This is a genomic window from Stenotrophomonas sp. STEN022 (assembly GCF_056760155.1).
In genome coordinates this window covers 35,752-54,079 of the sequence record NZ_JBRREG010000020.1, presented here as the reverse complement: position 1 = coordinate 54,079, position 18,328 = coordinate 35,752, and the positions used below count along the sequence as shown (strand labels likewise).

Sequence of the window (18,328 nt, the reverse complement as noted above, 5' to 3'; positions counted from 1 at the left end):
AACAATTTAAATGGGGTAAACCCCCGGTGCCGGGCTCCCCTAACCCATGCCCCCTGCGGGGGGGGGGGCAGGGCCGCCGGGGGGGGGCGGTGACTTTCCAAAAACTAAAACCACCGGTCGCATGCAGCGACCGGTACGCGGGGCTCAACGGTTGCCGTTGGCCGAATGGGCGCCGGCAACCGGCTCGGGATCGCGCGCATCGACGATGCCATCGCCGTTGCTGTCAGCGCGATCGAACAGGCGCTTGCCGGAAACCTGATACTCGGCAAAGGTCATGCGACCATCCTTGTCGGTATCCAGCGAGTCGAAACGCACGCCGGCCTGGCGGCTTGCCGCATCGCGAACCTTCCTGCGTTGTGCGTCCAGCCGGCCTTCAAACTCGGCGGTGTATTCGGCCAGGTCCAGCACGCCATCGCTATTGGTATCAGCAGCAGCGAAGGTCGCGGCACGTGCGGCGTCGAACTCGGCGCGCTCCACCAGCCCATCACCATTGCGGTCGTACAGCTCGATCATGCCGTTGGCGGTATGCGAGGTCGGCATCTTCAGTGGGTCGCGGTTGTCACTGGCAGCAGTTTCCTGGGTCGCGTCCTGGCGCTTCTCGTAGCCAGCCCAGGTGCGCTCGCCGGCGGCATCGAACTCGGCGCGGCTGATGCTGCCGTTCTTGTCGCGGTCCAGCGCCTTGAAGCGGGTATCGGTCTGGCGCAGGTGGCCGGCATGCGCGTCGGCCAGCCGCACATCGAAGCGCTGAAGGTATTCGTCCACGTACTCCTGGCGATCGACGTGCCCGTCATTGTTCGCATCGGTGGCGTCATAACGCTGGCGGCGGAACTGTTCGAACGCATTCCAGCTCACTGCGCCGGTCTTGTCCGGGTCGAACTGGGTAAGGAATGCGGTAACCGTCGGCGATACCACGGGCGGCGCGGCGGCCTGCGCCGAGGCAAGCGGGGCCAAGGCTGCAGCCACAACGGTGGCGGCAACTAAGAAGGTCTTCATCGGGGTATCCCTGTTGGAAAGCGGCTCAGGGCTCGAGCACGCGGAAACTGAGCGTGTAGTTGTTGCCGTATTCCGGCGCGGCCGCACCAGCCGGTGCCGGGCCGCGGTAGCGAATCAGCGCCAGATAGGTGCCCGGCTGCTGCAAGGCGAATGAGGCCTTGCCGGCAGCATCGGTGGTCAGCTCGACCGGAGCCGGCTGGATCTCGTCATCACCGCGCGCGGCGTGGATTTCCACCTTCTGCGCCGGCAACGGCTTGCCGTCGTAATGCACCTCGAAGACGAACTGCTCACCGACGTACAGGTCGGATGGATGGGTCACCGGCACCAGTTCCAGCCCCTTGCCATAGGGCGCCAAGGCTTGCCGTGTCGGCTCACCGGCGGTCAGGTAGACCTCCGAGCGCGACAGGCTCTGGTAATGCGAGAGCACGGTGGCACCGGCCGGCAGCGGCTTGGCCGGATCGCGGCTGCTTTCCTTGCGACCATCCACTTCCCAGGTGCGGAACACGGCGCCAAGGCGGTTGCCGGTAGAGAAGCGGTACGTGCCCTTCTTGCCCGGCAGGGTCTGTTCGGCCACGGCGCGGGTCTTCAGCCGCTGCACCACATCGGGCGCATGCTGCACGCCATCCGGATCGGTAACGACGAACTCGCTATTGTCGAACACGACTTCGGGCACGAAGAAATGCTCGGCGAAGCTGGCATCCAGGGTAACCGTGCTGGTCGGCTGCACCTTGAAGGTGGCGGGTGCGAGGTACGGCGTATGCGCCTGGGCAGGCAGTACCGCAGCGGCCAGCAACAGGCTGGCCAAAGGACGGAAGTTCATCGACAGGTCTCATGTAGGGACCGGCGCGACGCCAGCGGCCGATACGTTAATTCAATTGCGAATGATTCGCAATATCGTTTATTCGTAAGTAACGAACGACTGAGTCGCTCGTGGCTGGCCAAGGGCCGGAGGGCGAATTCGTCCTCTAACCACCGATAACGGTCTCACCCGTGTTGAGATGCGAACGGAGAGCGGCTCGCTGTGGCTCAGCCAAGTCGAGATTGCAAAGCTGTTCCAGATCACGCCACAGAACGTCACCCAACAAGTGAAGGCCATTTTTGCCGGGGGTGAAGTCGACCCCGAGGCAACTTGTAAGTCCCACTTACAAGTTCGCTTGGAAGGTGGCCGCAAGGTCTAGCGCGCTCTGCGCCTTTACAGCCTCGAGGTGATCCTGACGGCGGGTTACCGCGCTCGCTCGGCACCCTCACCGTCTGCGGCAAAGCGCGGACTGAGGACCTCGCGGAACTGCTCGACATCCTTGCGATTGGTCACGCCGTTGCATGACCACAAAATGCTCATGCAATGTCGGCAGGCGTTTGTACTCGGTGCTGAAGGATTGGTATGTGCCTTCAATGTTGCCTACATCGAAGCCGCCCTATGCCCGATGTCGACCGTGGACTCGTGACCTTTGAGGCCCCGCGCGAATCGCTGCGGAGGTTTGCGCATTTCGCTCCGGCGATAGGGATACCAAACGGGCACCAGCGAATTCTGAAGAGGTTGGCGTACCGGGGAAAAACACCGCAACGCATTGAATTACGTGGTGGGCCCATCATCAATCGAAAAGAAAACCTATCCAACTGAATTTAAACGACATTAAATCAGGCCACTCTAAGTGTTACTCACCCGGTTACTCACACCAGAAAAACAAACCAACTTCGAATCCAGTGCACAGCGGAAGCTCTTTTCGGCGCGAGAAGCAATGTTCCGTTAGGGCACTTTCGCGGCGACCAGCCACGAAGGCCTGAGCGTCACCACTGTTGATGGAAAGCCTGCACAGCTAGCGGCCGTGGGGCCATCTTGGCGGCAAGCAAAGAGGGCGCCGCAGCTGTTTACGAGGCTTCGGTCAAATTCCACCGTAGCTTTTTTGGGGGAACCGGACACTTAGAGACTCTGGTTCCGTCCAAAGCCTAGCTACTTCGAGGAGCGAGCCTCTGAAGCGGCCGACTTTGCTCCGTCATCCGGCGGACCGCCAAAGGCGATACCTCTGCCGCCAACGAGGCTTGGCCTGCATGGAACCACACTCGTATTCTCCATTGGCATCAACCGAGTTGTCTCGGAGATCTGCCCGCTCTTCGGGTCAAATGGTTTCAGGATCCACTGGTCAGATCGGACTCCTGCAACCAGCTGGTCCCCAGAGCACAATCGAACATCGAGCGTCCGCTCACTGAAGTAGCCGAATCCCGAAACCAGCCACGCCCCCATGAGCGACATGAAGGCCAGCCAAAGCACATTGGGAACCCAAGGTGGTAATTTAGGCCGATCTGCCGGCTCTGCTTTTTCGGTCGTGTCAGGGTCCATGCCAAGCGCTAGGAAGAAGGGGAACAGCATCGAAGCTACAACGGTGGACCACGTTGTCGAATGGAACAACGAGGGAAGTCCAAAGACGATGAAGGCAGAAAGGTAGATCGGCAGCGATCTCCCAAATCTAGTTTTCGAGGTCATCCAGCGACTCATGAATGCCACGAGTGCGAGCAACGCCGTAAACAACACAGCAAGACCGCCCCCCCCCATCAGCAGGCGGTTTACGGGTAGATCTATTAGCTCTGACGGCACCATAAGGAACCGATAACGGCCAGATTCGTAGGCGTAGACGCCTAGCAGCCCGATGCCAGGAGCAATAGCGGCCACGTAGGTCTCTTTCTTCCAAATGCTCAATGCCATTCCTTTCAGTATGTTTAAGAGACTGAAATCCCCCACGCGGACCGCGAAGACAAACATCTTGAAGCGGAACGCGCGCTTTTTTACAAAGAGCAAATGGCGGGGGCCTTGTGCACCGCAGATACACCCCCATTGGATAGAACCCTGACTACTGCTGAGAGAGCCGCTATGCCCGAGTACACCATTCCCTGCCCCGATGGTACCGACCGCAGGTGCTGGGGTGAAGTCACCATTGAGATCGACAAGAAGCTCCACCCAAGCGAAGTTGAGCAGTACATCGAGGACAACAGCATCATTGTCGATTCGTGCGGAGCTTGCGGCTCCGACTCAAATCACGATGACGAAGATGAAGAAGATTGAGCCTGCTTGAACTAGCGGCCCCACAGCCCCGCCCAATGCGGGGCTTTGTCAAAGTTGTACGGTCTAGCTCTTCACGCATATGCGCGAATTTTTTAAAGTATATTTTCGAAAACCTTCGGGGCCCCCAACCGTCAAGATCCCCGCAACCCTAGCGCAGCCTATCAAACGCTCAGAACTACCGGCAGCGGCTCTTTCAAAGGAATGCCCCCTCCCGTTTCCACAAAAATCTGCACACGCTTCCCTGGCAGTAACGATCTTTTCGCGGTAATCGCAGGCCATACTGCCACCCGATTCGGCATTGCCCGCTTCCGGCCGCATGACGCCCTGCGGCCAGAACCGGTTATTGGGCTATAGCATAGCCTTCTGGCTGCGGCATAATTTCCCTGAAAACTACCTTGGCACATGATGGCTACAGAACAGGCCGAGATGTACTTCCAGTTCCGGAGGGAGTACATAACGCACAAGGAGCGCGACAAATGCAACGTATCGATTTTGATCTTGGCATCGAAAAAGCGCTGGATTCACTGCTTGCCCAGCGGCTGACCTTACTGACGGGCGCAGGACTGTCGATGGCGGTGCCCAGCAGCCTGCCGAGCGCTTACACCATTGCAGCGGAAGCAAAGCGCAAGTACGACGCTATGCACGGCGCCAGTCGGCCGCCGTTGCCCACGGCCATTGAAGAACAGGCCGAGTTTTTCTTCCAACGTGACGAACTGGCATCGGTTTACTTCCGAACTCTGATCGACCAGAACATTTTTGCGGCACCTCCCAACGAGGGCCACTATGCTGTAGCAGATCTCTTGCTTGTCCAGGGCATTCAGACAGCCGTCACTACAAACGTCGACATCTTGGTCGAAACCGCCGGCCAAATCCTGTACGGGCAAATCGGGACCGGACTGGATCAAGCGCAGGTAGCTGCGCTCCCGCCAGACACTTCTCCATTGCTCAAGATCCATGGATGCCGCCAGAAAGATCATGACCATATGGTCTGGGCACCAGGCCAGATCAATGCGCCTCCTGTCGATGCCCGCATCGCTTCCAGTGCCCATTGGTTGTCCAATCGCCTGTTGGACAGGGATCTCCTGATCGTCGGCTACTGGACTGACTGGGACTACCTCAATCAGGTTCTTGAGACGGTGCTGGATCAAGTCCGGCCATCCAAGGTCATTGTGGTCGATCTTGCAGACGGCGGGGCTTTCCAAGCCAAGGCTCCTGCGCTTTATGCGATAGGAGAGGCCGTCCAGAATGGCTTCTGGCACGTCCAAGCCTCCGGCGATAGTTTCCTGGCCGCGCTCCGAAAGGCTTTCTCAAAAGTGTTTCTTCGGCAAGTCCTCAGCTGCGGAACCCAGGAATATCAGCATCTCACCGGAAACGCGGCGACGCAGGTAATGAAGGAACCGCCGGATATCGACAATGATTCGTTGTGGCGCATGCGTCGCGACTTGGAAGGATGCACTCCGAACCAGCCGGCTCGCCTACGTATACCTCCGAACGAATGCAACGTCGGCCTGACTGTCCTTCAACTTCGCGCATCCGGCGCTACTTCGGATGGTCACTATTGGCTCCTGAAACAGAAACGGATCAGGGCACTGCGCACGCCCAACCAACCACTCCATAGAGTCGAGGATGCGTATGCCAGGGAGACGGCTCCCTCGATCTCGCCGGATATCACCATTGCAATTGGTGCTGAAGCGGACTCCCTGCCCTCTAACATCGTCAGATCGGGAACCGCGTCTACCATCACCCGAGGTACGGCGGGCCGCTGGCTGACAAGACAGCAGGCCATTGAGGAACTGGGACTATGAATGAAATTCTCCACTTCAGTAGTGAGCTTCTCAGGGAAGCGGGCTACACGACCGAGCAGGTCACCATCGGTCAACGGCAGGCGCTTGTCTTCGAAGGAGATACTGCCTTGGGTTTCCTGTTCGCCTATGACAGCGCTGCGGATCTGATGAAGGTTTGGGCGGCGGATTCCGACCATGCCATCACGGCCTACCAGTTCGGGCTCCGCAAGTCAGGCGTCAAGGCATGGAATACCTACCTTGTGTTGCTGACCACTGAGCCCGCTGACTATGCGCGGATCGTGTCGTTAGGAGCCATCGAAGAAGACCTTAGCGGAACCAGAAAAATCGCCAGAGCAGGGATACGGGACCTAGCGGACCTAGGTGCCGCACTTCTTCCGCTTCGTCCGCTGCAAAGCGCGCCTCGTCTCGAAGCCGTCGACATGAAGAATGAAATTCGCGAACGCGCTACCGAGCTTCCCTCGCGAGCCGTTGATGCATTTCTTTCCGGCGCGGAAGAATCCGTCGTTCTTCAGGTGCTGGAGGAATCCCCATGAAGCTTGCTTACGTCGATCTGTGCGGCTTCCGTGGCTATCGAAAAAGAGTGCGAATCGACTTCGCCGACGATTTCACGATACTCGATGGACGAAACGGCGTAGGAAAAAGCACTATTTTCGACGCCGTCGAGTATGCGCTGACCGGGCATCTGAGCAAGTACAAGGATGCCAAGGCCGACGGAGAAACCGTCGCCGATTACATCTGGTGGACCGGGAGAGGCTCCGCCCCGGCAGATAGGTATGTCGAGGCGGGCTTCAGCGGTCAAGATGGCTTAATTTCCATTCGTCGTACCGAGTTCCAGCCACCTGATGATTCTATCCTTATAAAGCTAGCGGCCAGGCTATGCGACATCGACTTGGCGCCACGCGACCCGCTCTCCCAGCTTTGTTACACATCCATCATTCGCGATGAGCATATCGCCGGATTAAGCCTCGATCTCAAGGAAACGGAAAGATATGCACTGCTTCGCGATGGCCTCGGTGCAAATGATTCTGATAGCTGGGTGAGCAGAGGCGCACAGTTGCTGGCCGCGGCCAAGAAGCGGTCCCAGGTGGCACAGCAGGAAGTGGCCGCGCTCAACAATGACCTGACGGCTTCGACTCGGCGTATCGATGAGGCCCGCGCGAAGCTGGTAGCAGACAACGTCATCACCGATGCCGTCGCACGTCTGCGCGTACTGACCCGCTCGGAAGCCGCACCGGACCAACTAACCGGACCGGTGCGAGAATGGATTGCGCGAACCGAGGAAGAGATTGCGTCACTCCAGAGGTTGGCTTCCAACTGGGAAGCCGTAGAGCGGGAACGGAAGCGACTGCCCGAGTTGGCCAGAAATCGCGAAGTAGCTTCGTCCGAAGTCGCGGTCGCAACCAAGACGGTCGACGCATTGCGTAAGGGCGATGAGGTTTCTTCATCGACTGAACTCGCTAAGCAAGCACGGGATTTGATCGCTTTGGCCAGTCTCGGCCGGAGCTTGGGATTGCGGGATGGGCATTGCCCTTTGTGCCAATCAGGCCAAGACAACGATTATTACTTGGCCGGAATAGCCGTGGCCGAGGATTTTGCCAAGACGCTGGACTTGAAGGCCGCGGAAGAAGCGCAGCAAGAGCAGGCCGCACGCGCTGCCGATGCTCGGCTTACCGCTGCCCGCCAGCAGCTCGCGAACGCAGAGGCAACTTTTGTCTCCGCCAACACGGCGATCCAGGAATTCGACGCCCTGAGACAGACGCGGGACTTGGGTGATCTACAGACTCCGGAGCAGATCAACACGCGTTCGGCTCACCTTCGTCAAGAACTGGATGCGGCACAACGCGATATGCGCATCCTCGAAACTCTTCGACTGAACTCCGAACTCGAACGCGCCAAACAGGAAGAATCCCGCGCCAAGGAGCGTCTTGCTGCCGCACAGGAGCGCGCTGGTCGCGCCAGAAAAGCGGAGGCCACGGCCCAGGCGCTGCACGATGCGGCAAGACGTGCCGCCGGCGAAACCCTCGACCGACGCCTCGATCGAGTTCTGCCATTGATGTCGGAACTGTATCGCCGCCTGCGCCCACATCCTGTTTGGCGCGATATCGAGTATTCGATTCGGGGCGACGTCCGCAAATTCCTAAAACTGCAGGTAGGCGACGAACTCAATCCCCAGTTCCTGTTCTCCAGCGGTCAGCGGCGCGCCACTGGCCTTGCCTTCCTGCTGTCGGTCAACCTCTCGCTGGCATGGAGCAGATGGCGCACAGTTATGCTGGATGATCCCGTACAGCACGTCGACGACTTCCGGACTGTCCATCTCGCCGAACTCGCTGCGCAGCTGGTCTCAGAGGGGCGTCAGATTGTGTGTGCGGTTGAGGATGCAGCCTTGGCCGAGCTACTATGCCGCCGCCTTCCCGTGAACGGCCCAGATACGGCCAAGCGCGTGACATTGGGCCCTGATGAGGATGGCGACCTGACGATTAGCTCCGAACGATCGCTTCCGATGCTTGCGAAGAACTCTTTCCTTGCTGGCCGTCACTCGAGTCAATCAGTGGCTGGGGCCTAACACCAAATTTCCGCCTTGGATCGATAGTGCCCTGCGCGACAGCAGCCGCGCAGGACGATCTAAGACATAGAATCGGAGAGTCAGCCCACCAACTTTAGATGTGGCTGACCTTTCCCCTTCAACTTATCCAAGTAGTCTGCCCACACCTGCATCATCTTCCTCCGCTCAGGCAGGTGCTCCGCTCGATTGCAGGCAGCCTTGATGGTGCCGACTCCCCGTATTTCAATGCCAGGCTAAATTAGAGGTTTCCGGTTCGTTGACAGCAAGCGACCTGACAATGCCTCGTCACCGATATGACCAGAGCCATTATGAACAGAAGGCCCGAGCGTGACCCCGGGCCTTCTGTTTTGCAAACTGTACTATCTACACATCCGCTTACATCATCTGGAAGGTAGTCATTCCCTGATGTCGATGAAGCAAGTGGAAAGATTGGTTCGGAGAGCCTTCTATACCAAAGAGTGTTGGCTCAGCGCTCGGAGTCTCCTGCCCGGATTGGGCAATGTCGCCATACCCCGCCATTGCATCAATCAACTGCTGTAGTTCACTAGACCGAGTGATGAACTGCTCGCGCATTACGGGCACTGGCATGTCCACATTCGCAGTCATACCCTGCCGATCCATTTCGAAAGGCATGAGCTGCTCGAACTGCTCCTCCACATGCCAAGCAGCTTCGTCCTTCAGTCCTGGCAAGGTTGCCCAATCCGAATTCAATGGCCGCCAGGGCGTGATGGATGCCAGTAGATCCCTCCGATCCGAAGAGTGACCTGATGAAACCAAGTCAAAGACCGGACGACCGTTTATCCGAGCACCCATGCCAAGCGAGGAGTTCAACACATCCTCATCGTCAACGATCAGCTGATGAGGCACATATCCCCCCGCCCCGCTCCCACCCCGCGCCATGCCGCCCCCTTGTACTTCCATGCTGGCAGGCACGCCCATCAGGCTGTCCATATCAGGCAATACCTTCATGACGGATGCATCCGTCAGCGACATCGGGGCCAACATGGACTGAGCACTTGGCAAAGGCGTCAGCAATGCGTTGATACTGGCTGCCGAGATGCCATAGCCGTCGGCGGGCTGCACATAGTCGATTGCATAGTCACCGCTGGCATCGAAGTGCTTGTACACGCGCACCTGCTGGCCTGCATCGCTATCCACCATGATGACCAGATCATCGCCATCCTGATGGAAGCTCAAACGGGTGCGGTTGATGCTCTTGCTAGCTGAGTTGAACAGCAGCCAATCGGTGCCGCCGCCACTGTTATCAATGACATCGGCACCACCGCCATAGACATACTTGTCGTCTCCAGCACCGCCGAACATCGTGTCATCGCCATCCTCGCCCACCAGGGTGTCATTGCCGTTGCCACCGATGAGGATGTCGTTGCCGGAACCCGAGTAGCTGCCGTTGCCACCGGACAGATAATCGTCACCATCCCCGCCGACCAACTTGTCGTCGCCTCCGAACCCGAACATCGTGTCGTTGCCCGCCATGCCCGTGATCAGGTCGCGACCGGAACTTCCCAGCAATTGTTCACCATTTGCGGTGCCGGTGACGACGTTGGGGTAGTCATTGTCATTACCCTCATCTACGCCATCGCCCGGGTTGCCGGTACCTGGGCCCGGATCGCCACCACCTGGCTCACCACCGCCCGGATAACCAGATTGAGCCAATGCATTGATCGCGGCGGTGTTGAGCATGTTGCCACTGGATGGCTGGACGAAGTCCAGTGCCATATCACCTCCGAGGAAGTGATCGGTCACGCGCACGAACCCGCTGGCATTGTCGTCCACCGTAATGACCAAGTCATCGCCATCACGGTAGAACGTCAGGTCATTGGCAGTGATCCCATTGTCGAAGAACACGCCATCGGTACCGCCACCAGTATTGTCGATGGTGTCCTGGCCACCGCCGTACACGTAGTTGTCGTTACCTGCCCCCCCGATCAGGGCGTTGACGCCATCCTCGCCAACCAGCGTATCCGCCCCAGCCCCACCTTCCAGACGATCATCGCCCGAACCAGAGCCGCTGCCACTACCACCGGACAGGTAGTCATTGCCATCGCCGCCCTGCAGAGTGTCGTTCCCACCCATGCCGAACAACTGATCATTACCAGCCAGCCCCTTGATCAGGTCTTTACCGGAGCTGCCCACCAATTGCTCCGCCGCAGACGTACCCTCAATGACTTGATCATACTCGCCACCAGTACTCCCCCCTGCCACAAGCTGGTTGATCTGAGCTGTGGTGAGGTAGAAGCCACCATCCGGCTGCACGTAGTCGATTGCTGCATTGCCACCGAGGAAGTGATCAAGCACGCGAACCGCCGGCGTCGAGGCAGCATCAATGAAGATGACCAGATCATCCCCATCACGACCAAAGGACAGCCGCTCCCGCGTAATACCATTGGTGAAGAAAACACCGTCAAAGCCACCATCACTGTTGTCGATGACATCGCTGCCCGACGTGGCATCGAAGATGTATTTGTCGTCGCCCGTGCCACCTATCAAGGTGTCATTATCGCCGCCACCCACTAGCGTGTCGTTACCTGCACCGCCGTTAATCACGTTGGCCGCGCTATTGCCAGCGATGTAGTTATCAAGTGCATTGCCAGTGCCGCTGATGGCAACACTGCCGGTGAGGAACAGGTTCTCCAGGTTTTCCGACAACACATACGAGGCCGATGCCTGCACCTGATCCGTACCGGCGTTGGCCGCTTCGACGATCACGTCATCGGCGTGGTTGACGATATAGTTGTCATCGCCTGTTCCACCCTCCATGTGGTCGACGCCTGCACCACCATCGAGATAGTCATTGCCCACACCGCCGTACAGCGTGTCGGCACCGTTGCCTCCGAACAGATTGTCGTCACCGTCCAGACCGTACAACGTGTCGTCACCGTCCCAGCCACCCAGGCTATTATTGCCCGCGTTGCCGGTGATGACGTTGTTCAACGCGTTGCCGTTGCCGGTGGTCACGCCGCTGCCTAGAATCAGATTCTCAACGTTGCCCTCCAGCACCAGATTGGTCTCGAACACGCGCTCGATCGTGTCAATGCCTTCGTCTGCGTACTCGTGCACGCTGTCTTCGGCAGACACGGCCACGTAGTAGTCATCGCCCGCACCGCCATACATCACATCGGCCCCAGCACCACCTTCGATGCGGTTGTAGCCGGCGTTGCCCCGAATCAGGTTCTCGCCCGCATTGCCGGTTGCATTGAGATCCGCTGTGCCAAGTAGCGTCAGATTCTCCAGGGTCTCGCCCAAGGTGTAACTGATGCTGGATTCCACCGTATCGGTGCCTTCATTGGCCAGCTCAACAACCACATCCCCCACATTGTCCACCACGTAGGTGTCATCGCCCAAGCCGCCGATCAAGTTGTCGGCACCCGCCCCACCATCCAATCGGTTACCGTGCTGGTTGCCGGTCAAGGCCTGGCTGCCGGCACCGGCGACGCCTTCATAGGCATAGTCCACCAATATCAAGTTCTCGATGTTGTCCGACAACGTGTAGCTGTACGCGCTGGACTGCACCGTATCCGTGCCTTCCCCGGCCAGTTCGATCACTACGTCCGCACTGTCGTCCACGCGGTAGAGGTCATCACCCGAACCGCCGACCAACTGGTCTATGCCGAGACTGCCATCGAGCACGTCATTGCCTGCGCCGCCGTCCAGTAGATCAGCCCCCTCGCCTCCATTCAGCACGTCATTGCCGTTGCCGCCTTGCAGCCAATCTTCACCGGCACCGCCCATGAGCGTGTCGTTGCCATCCAATCCCTGCAAGTGGTTATTGCCAGCATTGCCTGTAAGCGTATTATCCAAGGCATTGCCGGTCGCGTTGATGTCTGCAGTTCCGGTCAGCTCAATCTTCTCGACGTGGTCGGGCAGGGCGAAACTGACGCTGCTGCGCACCAGGTCAATGCCGCCATCAGCCACTTCCCCCACCACGTCGCCGGCGTCATCGACCACATAGATGTCGTCGCCGGCACCACCGGAAAGCTGGTCGGAACCGGTACCGCCATCGAGCAAGTCATTGCCCTGGCCACCGATCAAGATGTCGTCGCCGTCCTGACCGTACAGGGCATCATCGCCCGCACCGCCATCCAGCATGTCCGCGCCGCTACCGGCCCGGATGGTGTCATTGCCAGCCTGCCCATTGATGGTGTTGTCCAGCGTGTTGCCGTCGATCACGTCATCCAGCAAGGTGCCCAGCAATGTCTTTGCATCAACCGCTGCAGCATCCAATATCCATGGCGCCCCATCACCAATGTCGATGACCAAGCCGCGCAAGGCTAACTGGGTGTTCGCATCGAAGAAGCTGACCAAACGAATCTGGTCAGTCGAAGACCCCACGAAGCACAACAGCAACGCCGTACCATCACGACGTAAGTAAACATCGCCTGTCGACACGCCCGAAAGATGAATCGTGCTTAGGCCTTGGGTGTCATTGAGGATGTCCTGACCATCGCCAACCGCGAAGTGGTAGTGGTCATCGCCCTCACCACCTTCAAGTTGGTCGTTGCCCAGCCCGCCGATCAAATTGTCATCACCGGCACCGCCTCGCAGGATGTCGCTGCCAACACCGCCGTCCAGCACGTCGTCACCCTCATCACCTTGAAGCGTGTCGATGCCAACACCACCGCTGATCGTGTCATTGCCCAAGCCGCCGAAGATCGTGTCGTTGCCATCCTGACCTTGCAAGGTGTCGTTGCCAGCATTGCCATACAGGGTGTCGTCGCCCTCACCGCCGATGATGGTGTCATCGCTGGCATAACCCAAAAGCGTGTCTTTTCCTGAGGTTGGCAACAGCACCAGCGCCTTGACCGCTTCCACATCCCAAACTGTATCGTCGGCAAAGCGGACTTGGTCAAGCTGGTAGTTTCCAGCGGCATCGTTTGCAAAGTAACTGGAAACCGTGACCTTGTCTGTGCTACCCGTAAAAGTCAGCACCAAATCATCGTTGATTCGGCGTGCGAACACGTCTGCCGGCAGGATGCCTTGCCCGAATTGCAACACATCGACACGACCATCACCGGCATCGTAGTTGCTGATGGTGTCTCTACCATCCCCCACATTGAAGAGGTAGGTATCCGAGCCGATGCCGCCGTTGAGGTTGTCATTGCCCGCGCCGCCGTGAAGCACATCATCTCCGGCATCGCCCTTGAGCGTATCGTCACCTTCACCGCCCAACAGCGAATCATTTCCTTCTCCACCGGACAGTGTGTCGTTGCCGGCTTCACCCTTCAGCACATCGTTGCCGGCATTGCCGGAAATGGTGTCATTGCCCGCGCCACCAGCAATCACGTCATCCGAGGCATAGCCTTGCAATGTGTCATTTCCGCTGGTGGGTGCCATCACCAATGCCTTGATGGCATTCACGTCCCAGACCGTATCGGGCACTCCGGCAAACCGGATTTCATCAAGCTGATAACCGCCCGCGGCATCCGAGATGAAGTAATTGGAGATCGTCACCTTGTCATCAGTGCCATTGATCGTCAGCACCAAATGGTTGTTGATGCGCCGAACCGTGACGTTGGCTGGATCGATGGTCTGGCCAAATAAAAGCACATCGACTCGACCATCACCGGCATCGTAGTTGCCGATGGTGTCCTGGCCATCACCAGCATTGAAAAGATAAGTGTCCGAACCGGCACCGCCGCTGAGATTGTCGTTACCCACACCACCGTGAAGCGCATCATCACCGGCATCACCATTGAGCGAATCATCGCCTTCGCCGCCTAGCAGCGAATCGTTTCCATCTCCACCAGACAGTATGTCGTCGCCGGATTCACCCTCCAGCACATCATTGCCGGCGTTGCCGTAAATTGTGTCATTGCCCACGCCACCGGCAATTACGTCAGCGGATGCATACCCTTGCAAGGTGTCGTTTCCGCTAGTGGGGACCAGTACCAGTGTCTTGATGGCATTCACGTCCCAGACCGTACCTGGCGCTCCAGCGAACCGGATTTCGTCAAGCTGATAACCGCCCGCGCCATCCGAGATGAAGTAGTTGGAAACTGTCACCTTGTCTTCGGTTTCATTGATCGCCAGCACGAGATGATTGTTGATGCGCCGAACCGTGACATTAGCTGGGTCGACGTTTGGGCCAAACAAAAGCACATCAACCCGGCCACTACCGGAATCGTAATTGTTGATCGTGTCCTGTCCATCACCCACGTCGAAAAGGTAGGTATCCGAGCCAGTACCTCCATCCAGTGCATCGTTGCCCGCACCGCCTGTCAGCGCGTCATTGCCGCCGTTACCATAAAGCGTGTCGTTTCCGCCTCCGCCGGTCAGGGCGTCGTTGATCTCGTAGCCGTAAATCTTGTCGGCCCCTTCGGTCGGCACCTGCACCAGGGCCTTGACCAGTTCGATATTCCAGGCCGTGCCATCGGCGAACCGGACTTCTTCAAGCCTGTAATGGCTGGCCGCATCCTGTAAGAAGTAATTGGATACCGTTATCTTGTCATCGGTGCCATTGATGGTCAGCACCAGGCTCTGACCATCACGTCTGGCCAGAACGTTTTCTGGCTCGATACCCACGCCGAACTCAATGGCATCCACACGGCTGGCAGAGGAGTCGTAGTTCTGGATGGTGTCTTGGCCATCACCAAGGTTGAATACGTAAATATCCGACCCTTCTCCGCCATCCAACGTGTCGTTGCCCAAGCCACCAATGAGACGGTCATTACCACCATAGCCGTACACCGTGTCGTTGCCACCAAGCGCAGCGATGGTGTCATCGCTGGCATACCCATACAGGTTATCCGCGTTTTCGGTGGGTACCAGCACCGCCGCTTTGATGTCCGCCACGTTCCACGCTGTGCCGTCGGCGAACCGGATTTCGTTCAACTGGTAACCGCCTGCGGCGTCGCCATTGAAGTAATTGCTGATCGTCACCTTGTCGTTACTGCCGGCAAACGTCAGCAACAGATTCGTGCCGGAGCGGCGCACGGTGACGTTCGCTGCCTCGATGTCTTCGCCAAACTGCAACACATCGAAACGGCCAATGCTGGTATCGTAATTGTCGATGGTGTCCTGACCATCACCGGCATTGAAGACATAGGTGTCCGATCCGGCACCTCCCGACAAGCTATCGTTGCCGAGGCCGCCTTCTAAAATATCGTCACCGCCGTTTCCGAAAATATTGTCATTGCCCGCGAGCCCTGCCAGCGTGTCATTGCCAGCGTACCCATACAGATTGTCATTGCCTTCCGTCGGTATCTGCACCATCGGCTTGAGGATGTCGACCGTCCAAACGGTGCCATCCGCGAAACGGATCTGATCGAGTTGATACCCGCCCGCACCATCGGATGTAAAGTAGTTGCTGACCGTAATCCGGTCAGTGGTCCCATTGATGGACAGGATCAGATTGTTGCTTAGGCGCGTCGCGGTAACGCCATTCGGGCTAATACCCTCACCCAGCACAAGAACATCGAATCTGCCTGCACTGACATCGTAGTTGTTGATCGTATCCTGACCGTCGCCCAGTTCGTAAACGTAGACGTCCGAGCCATCACCACCAGTCAGGTTGTCGTTACCCAATCCACCGATAAGACGGTCATCACCCGCCCCACCGTTGAGTGTGTCGGAGCCAAGACCGCCCAGAAGGATGTCTCGCCCGCTCTCACCTGAAAGTGAATCGTTGCCAGCATTACCTATCAATAGATCACCGCCAGCACCTCCTCGCAGGGCATTGCCACTCCCATTGCCCCACAGCACGTCATTTCCGCTGGTGCCAGTCAGGCTCCCCGTTGCCAGATCGATGCCCGCAAACGCCAGCGCCTGTAGTCCTTCGTGAGTCGTTACGGCATCGGAGATCCAGCTGGCGAGAACTTCGGCACCATTCCAGCCCGCCGAACCAAGAAGGTTTCCTCCATAACGATAGAGATCAACTAGGTCCTGGAGAGCCTCGCCCAAGTTAATCTGTCGCTTGCCGTTCAACATGGCAGTGAAAGCCGAAAAATCGACCTGCAGTTCACCATCGGCGAGCTGCAAATTAAGACTGTCCATATAGGCACCTAGTCGGGTACCCAGCACCAGTCTCGCATAGACGGACTCCTTGAGATCGGCATAAGCCTCCAACAGCGCACTGATCTGCTCCTGCTGGAGTACGATACTCATCATCTGTTCCGTGCTGCCACCTGCGTGAGCCACGGTCTTCCAGAGATAGGTATTACCGCCGGTAGATACACGATCGCTCTGGAAGCTGATAAGACTGGAGCCGTTAAACTTCTCGATAATGGCAATAATGGGTGCCAGATCGGCGTGCTGCTGCTGCTTCCACGCTTCGACCGCCACTTCACCTTGAGCGATTACAGTTGCTGGAATTGCGCCGTGGTAGTAAATAGTGCGCGCGACTGAGCCGGAGGCCTCCAGCACCTCCTCGCTGCTCTGCATAGTAGAAGTGCCAGCCCACAACGAAACGATCGTATCGAGTTGGTCCCGCATGGCATTGCGAGAAACCCCAATCTCCAATGCTTCAACTGCAGAGAGGAGGTTGCCAGACAGACTCGCAGCTTCCACCAAGTCGCGAACGGCCCCACTGCCCTTCAGGCCAGGAATCCGCTTAGCTTCATCTGTCACAGCAACGGGTTCCAGCGCCCCAGTGAAGTCGCTGAAAAAGTGGCTCATTGCCAGCAGCAGATCACCCGCCAAACCAGTCGTACCATCTGCGCGGGTGAACGTTCCGCGATTATCGACCACATTCCCATTGCCTAAGTCTAGATCGACCGTTGTGGAGGGAGTCAAGTTAATGGACGCGATGCCTAGTTGGTCAAGCGTGAATAGCTCTCCCGCTTGAGAAATGCCGTCCTGATTCAGATCCCTCCAAACCCGGACGTCAGCGAACTCAGAGTCGCCAGCGTCAAAGACGCCGTCTTCGTTACTGTCCAAGTCCGCCAGCGCAGCAAAACCTGAAGCGGCCTTACTATCGTCAGACAAAACGGTGTCTGCACCGAACAACTCACCACCGTTGTCTATCAATCCATTGCCGTTGCGATCGAGCACTAACATGCCGTCATCGCGAGCGATCCAACCCGTGCCGCTTCTTATTCCATCACCATCATGATCGAAGAGAATAGCCCCTGTTGCAGCTACGGTTTCGATGCCGTCCCCGTCCAGGTCCAGCACAAGCGGATCTCTGCGCGGAATGAACTTTTTTGCATTGTCGAACAAATCGCGAACCGAGTCGTATACGTCCTCGATGGTATCTCTTATCGAATCAGTTAACTCCCTAAGCTTTTCTAGTGCAGCTCGACGCACATCATCCAGCAAATCCAAAACTGCATCCGTGGCATACTTAATAACCTCCTGGGCCCACTCCCACCCTCGCTTCACGAATTCGGCAATCGTGTCATATATCGTCTCGGCCAGTGTCTGTGATGCCTCAACGAATCCAATGTCATCAAAAACATCGGAAGGAACGATTCTATCCGGATCCATATCTAGCGCATGTGGCCAATCATAATCCCCACCCGTTACTGTGCCGACAGATTGTGTAAAAACACCATCAAAAGCGGTCGAAGGTGGTAGCCCGTAAAATTCGACGGATTGTCGATAGCTACCTTCAATTTGTTCCGACGTGGGCCATCCACCAGTATTTTCCATTACCGTCAGGTAATTATTGAGATGCATCGACGCAACGCTATCGAAGTATTGGCTGTAAGCCGATTCGCCAGCGGTATTTTCCCAGTGCTGGCGGACCATCTCATTCATGAATTCCCCATAAAAATCAGAGGGCGCCCCAGTCACATTGGCTGCGTCGTCAGCGTATGTATCACCCCACTTCGACAGCTGCCGCCAAGCCTCCGCATAGTTTCCTTGCTGCTGAAGCGACCTCAAGGTACTCAGTTGCGCACTATTCAGATTGTGAGCCGGAATCGCCATGATCCATCCCCTATATGCAATGAT

The 18,328-nt window shown here is 57.5% G+C and carries 8 protein-coding genes; 4 read left to right on the top strand and 4 right to left on the bottom strand.

Annotation, left to right across the window (positions count from 1 at the left end):
* Nucleotides 1–144 precede the first annotated feature (144 nt).
* The 3 genes from ACVOMF_RS06550 to ACVOMF_RS06540 form a co-directional block, all read right to left on the bottom strand.
* Nucleotides 145–993, bottom strand: a complete 849-nt coding sequence (locus ACVOMF_RS06550) for an EF-hand domain-containing protein (protein WP_481508539.1) — start codon at nucleotides 991–993, stop codon at nucleotides 145–147.
* Nucleotides 994–1,018: 25 nt separating this feature from the next.
* Nucleotides 1,019–1,813, bottom strand: a complete 795-nt coding sequence (locus ACVOMF_RS06545) for a DUF4198 domain-containing protein (protein WP_481508538.1) — start codon at nucleotides 1,811–1,813, stop codon at nucleotides 1,019–1,021.
* A gap of 1,131 nt (nucleotides 1,814–2,944) precedes the next feature.
* Nucleotides 2,945–3,787 carry a hypothetical protein gene (locus ACVOMF_RS06540; protein ID WP_481508537.1) on the bottom strand — a complete coding sequence of 281 codons (843 nt, stop codon included), beginning with the start codon at nucleotides 3,785–3,787 and terminating at the stop codon, nucleotides 2,945–2,947.
* Nucleotides 3,788–3,859: 72 nt separating this feature from the next.
* Between ACVOMF_RS06540 and ACVOMF_RS06535 the strand changes: the two genes are divergently transcribed.
* The 4 genes from ACVOMF_RS06535 to ACVOMF_RS06520 all read left to right on the top strand — a co-directional run bounded on the left by ACVOMF_RS06535 (nucleotide 3,860) and on the right by ACVOMF_RS06520 (nucleotide 8,419).
* Nucleotides 3,860–4,051 (top strand): hypothetical protein, encoded by a 192-nt coding sequence (locus ACVOMF_RS06535; protein WP_481508536.1) that lies wholly within the window; start codon nucleotides 3,860–3,862, stop codon nucleotides 4,049–4,051.
* 476 nt (nucleotides 4,052–4,527) lie between these two features.
* Nucleotides 4,528–5,856 carry an SIR2 family protein gene (locus tag ACVOMF_RS06530; protein WP_481508535.1) on the top strand — a complete coding sequence of 443 codons (1,329 nt, stop codon included), beginning with the start codon at nucleotides 4,528–4,530 and terminating at the stop codon, nucleotides 5,854–5,856.
* Nucleotides 5,853–6,389: a hypothetical protein gene (locus tag ACVOMF_RS06525; RefSeq protein WP_481508534.1), complete on the top strand. Its 537-nt coding sequence runs from the start codon at nucleotides 5,853–5,855 to the stop codon at nucleotides 6,387–6,389. Before ACVOMF_RS06530 ends, ACVOMF_RS06525 begins: the two co-directional genes overlap by 4 nt.
* On the top strand, nucleotides 6,386–8,419 hold the full coding sequence (locus ACVOMF_RS06520) for an AAA family ATPase (protein WP_481508533.1): 2,034 nt from the start codon (nucleotides 6,386–6,388) through the stop codon (nucleotides 8,417–8,419). The genes ACVOMF_RS06525 and ACVOMF_RS06520 overlap by 4 nt, the downstream gene beginning before the upstream one ends.
* A 375-nt stretch (nucleotides 8,420–8,794) precedes the next feature.
* Here ACVOMF_RS06520 and ACVOMF_RS06515 read toward each other — a convergent pair whose 3' ends face one another.
* Complete coding sequence (locus ACVOMF_RS06515; protein WP_481508532.1) at nucleotides 8,795–18,304, bottom strand: calcium-binding protein; 9,510 nt, start codon at nucleotides 18,302–18,304, stop codon at nucleotides 8,795–8,797.
* Nucleotides 18,305–18,328: the final 24 nt, after the last annotated feature.

What these genes read in the sequence shown, in the direction of transcription:
- ACVOMF_RS06550 (WP_481508539.1), bottom strand. Translation starts at nt 993, where the DNA reads ATGAAGACCTTCTTAGTTGCCGCCACCGTTGTGGCTGCAGCCTTGGCC.
- ACVOMF_RS06545 (WP_481508538.1), bottom strand. Translation starts at nt 1,813, where the DNA reads ATGAACTTCCGTCCTTTGGCCAGCCTGTTGCTGGCCGCTGCGGTACTG.
- ACVOMF_RS06535 (WP_481508536.1), top strand. Translation starts at nt 3,860, where the DNA reads ATGCCCGAGTACACCATTCCCTGCCCCGATGGTACCGACCGCAGGTGC.
- ACVOMF_RS06530 (WP_481508535.1), top strand. Translation starts at nt 4,528, where the DNA reads ATGCAACGTATCGATTTTGATCTTGGCATCGAAAAAGCGCTGGATTCA.
- ACVOMF_RS06525 (WP_481508534.1), top strand. Translation starts at nt 5,853, where the DNA reads ATGAATGAAATTCTCCACTTCAGTAGTGAGCTTCTCAGGGAAGCGGGC.
- ACVOMF_RS06520 (WP_481508533.1), top strand. Translation starts at nt 6,386, where the DNA reads ATGAAGCTTGCTTACGTCGATCTGTGCGGCTTCCGTGGCTATCGAAAA.
- ACVOMF_RS06515 (WP_481508532.1), bottom strand. Translation starts at nt 18,304, where the DNA reads ATGGCGATTCCGGCTCACAATCTGAATAGTGCGCAACTGAGTACCTTG.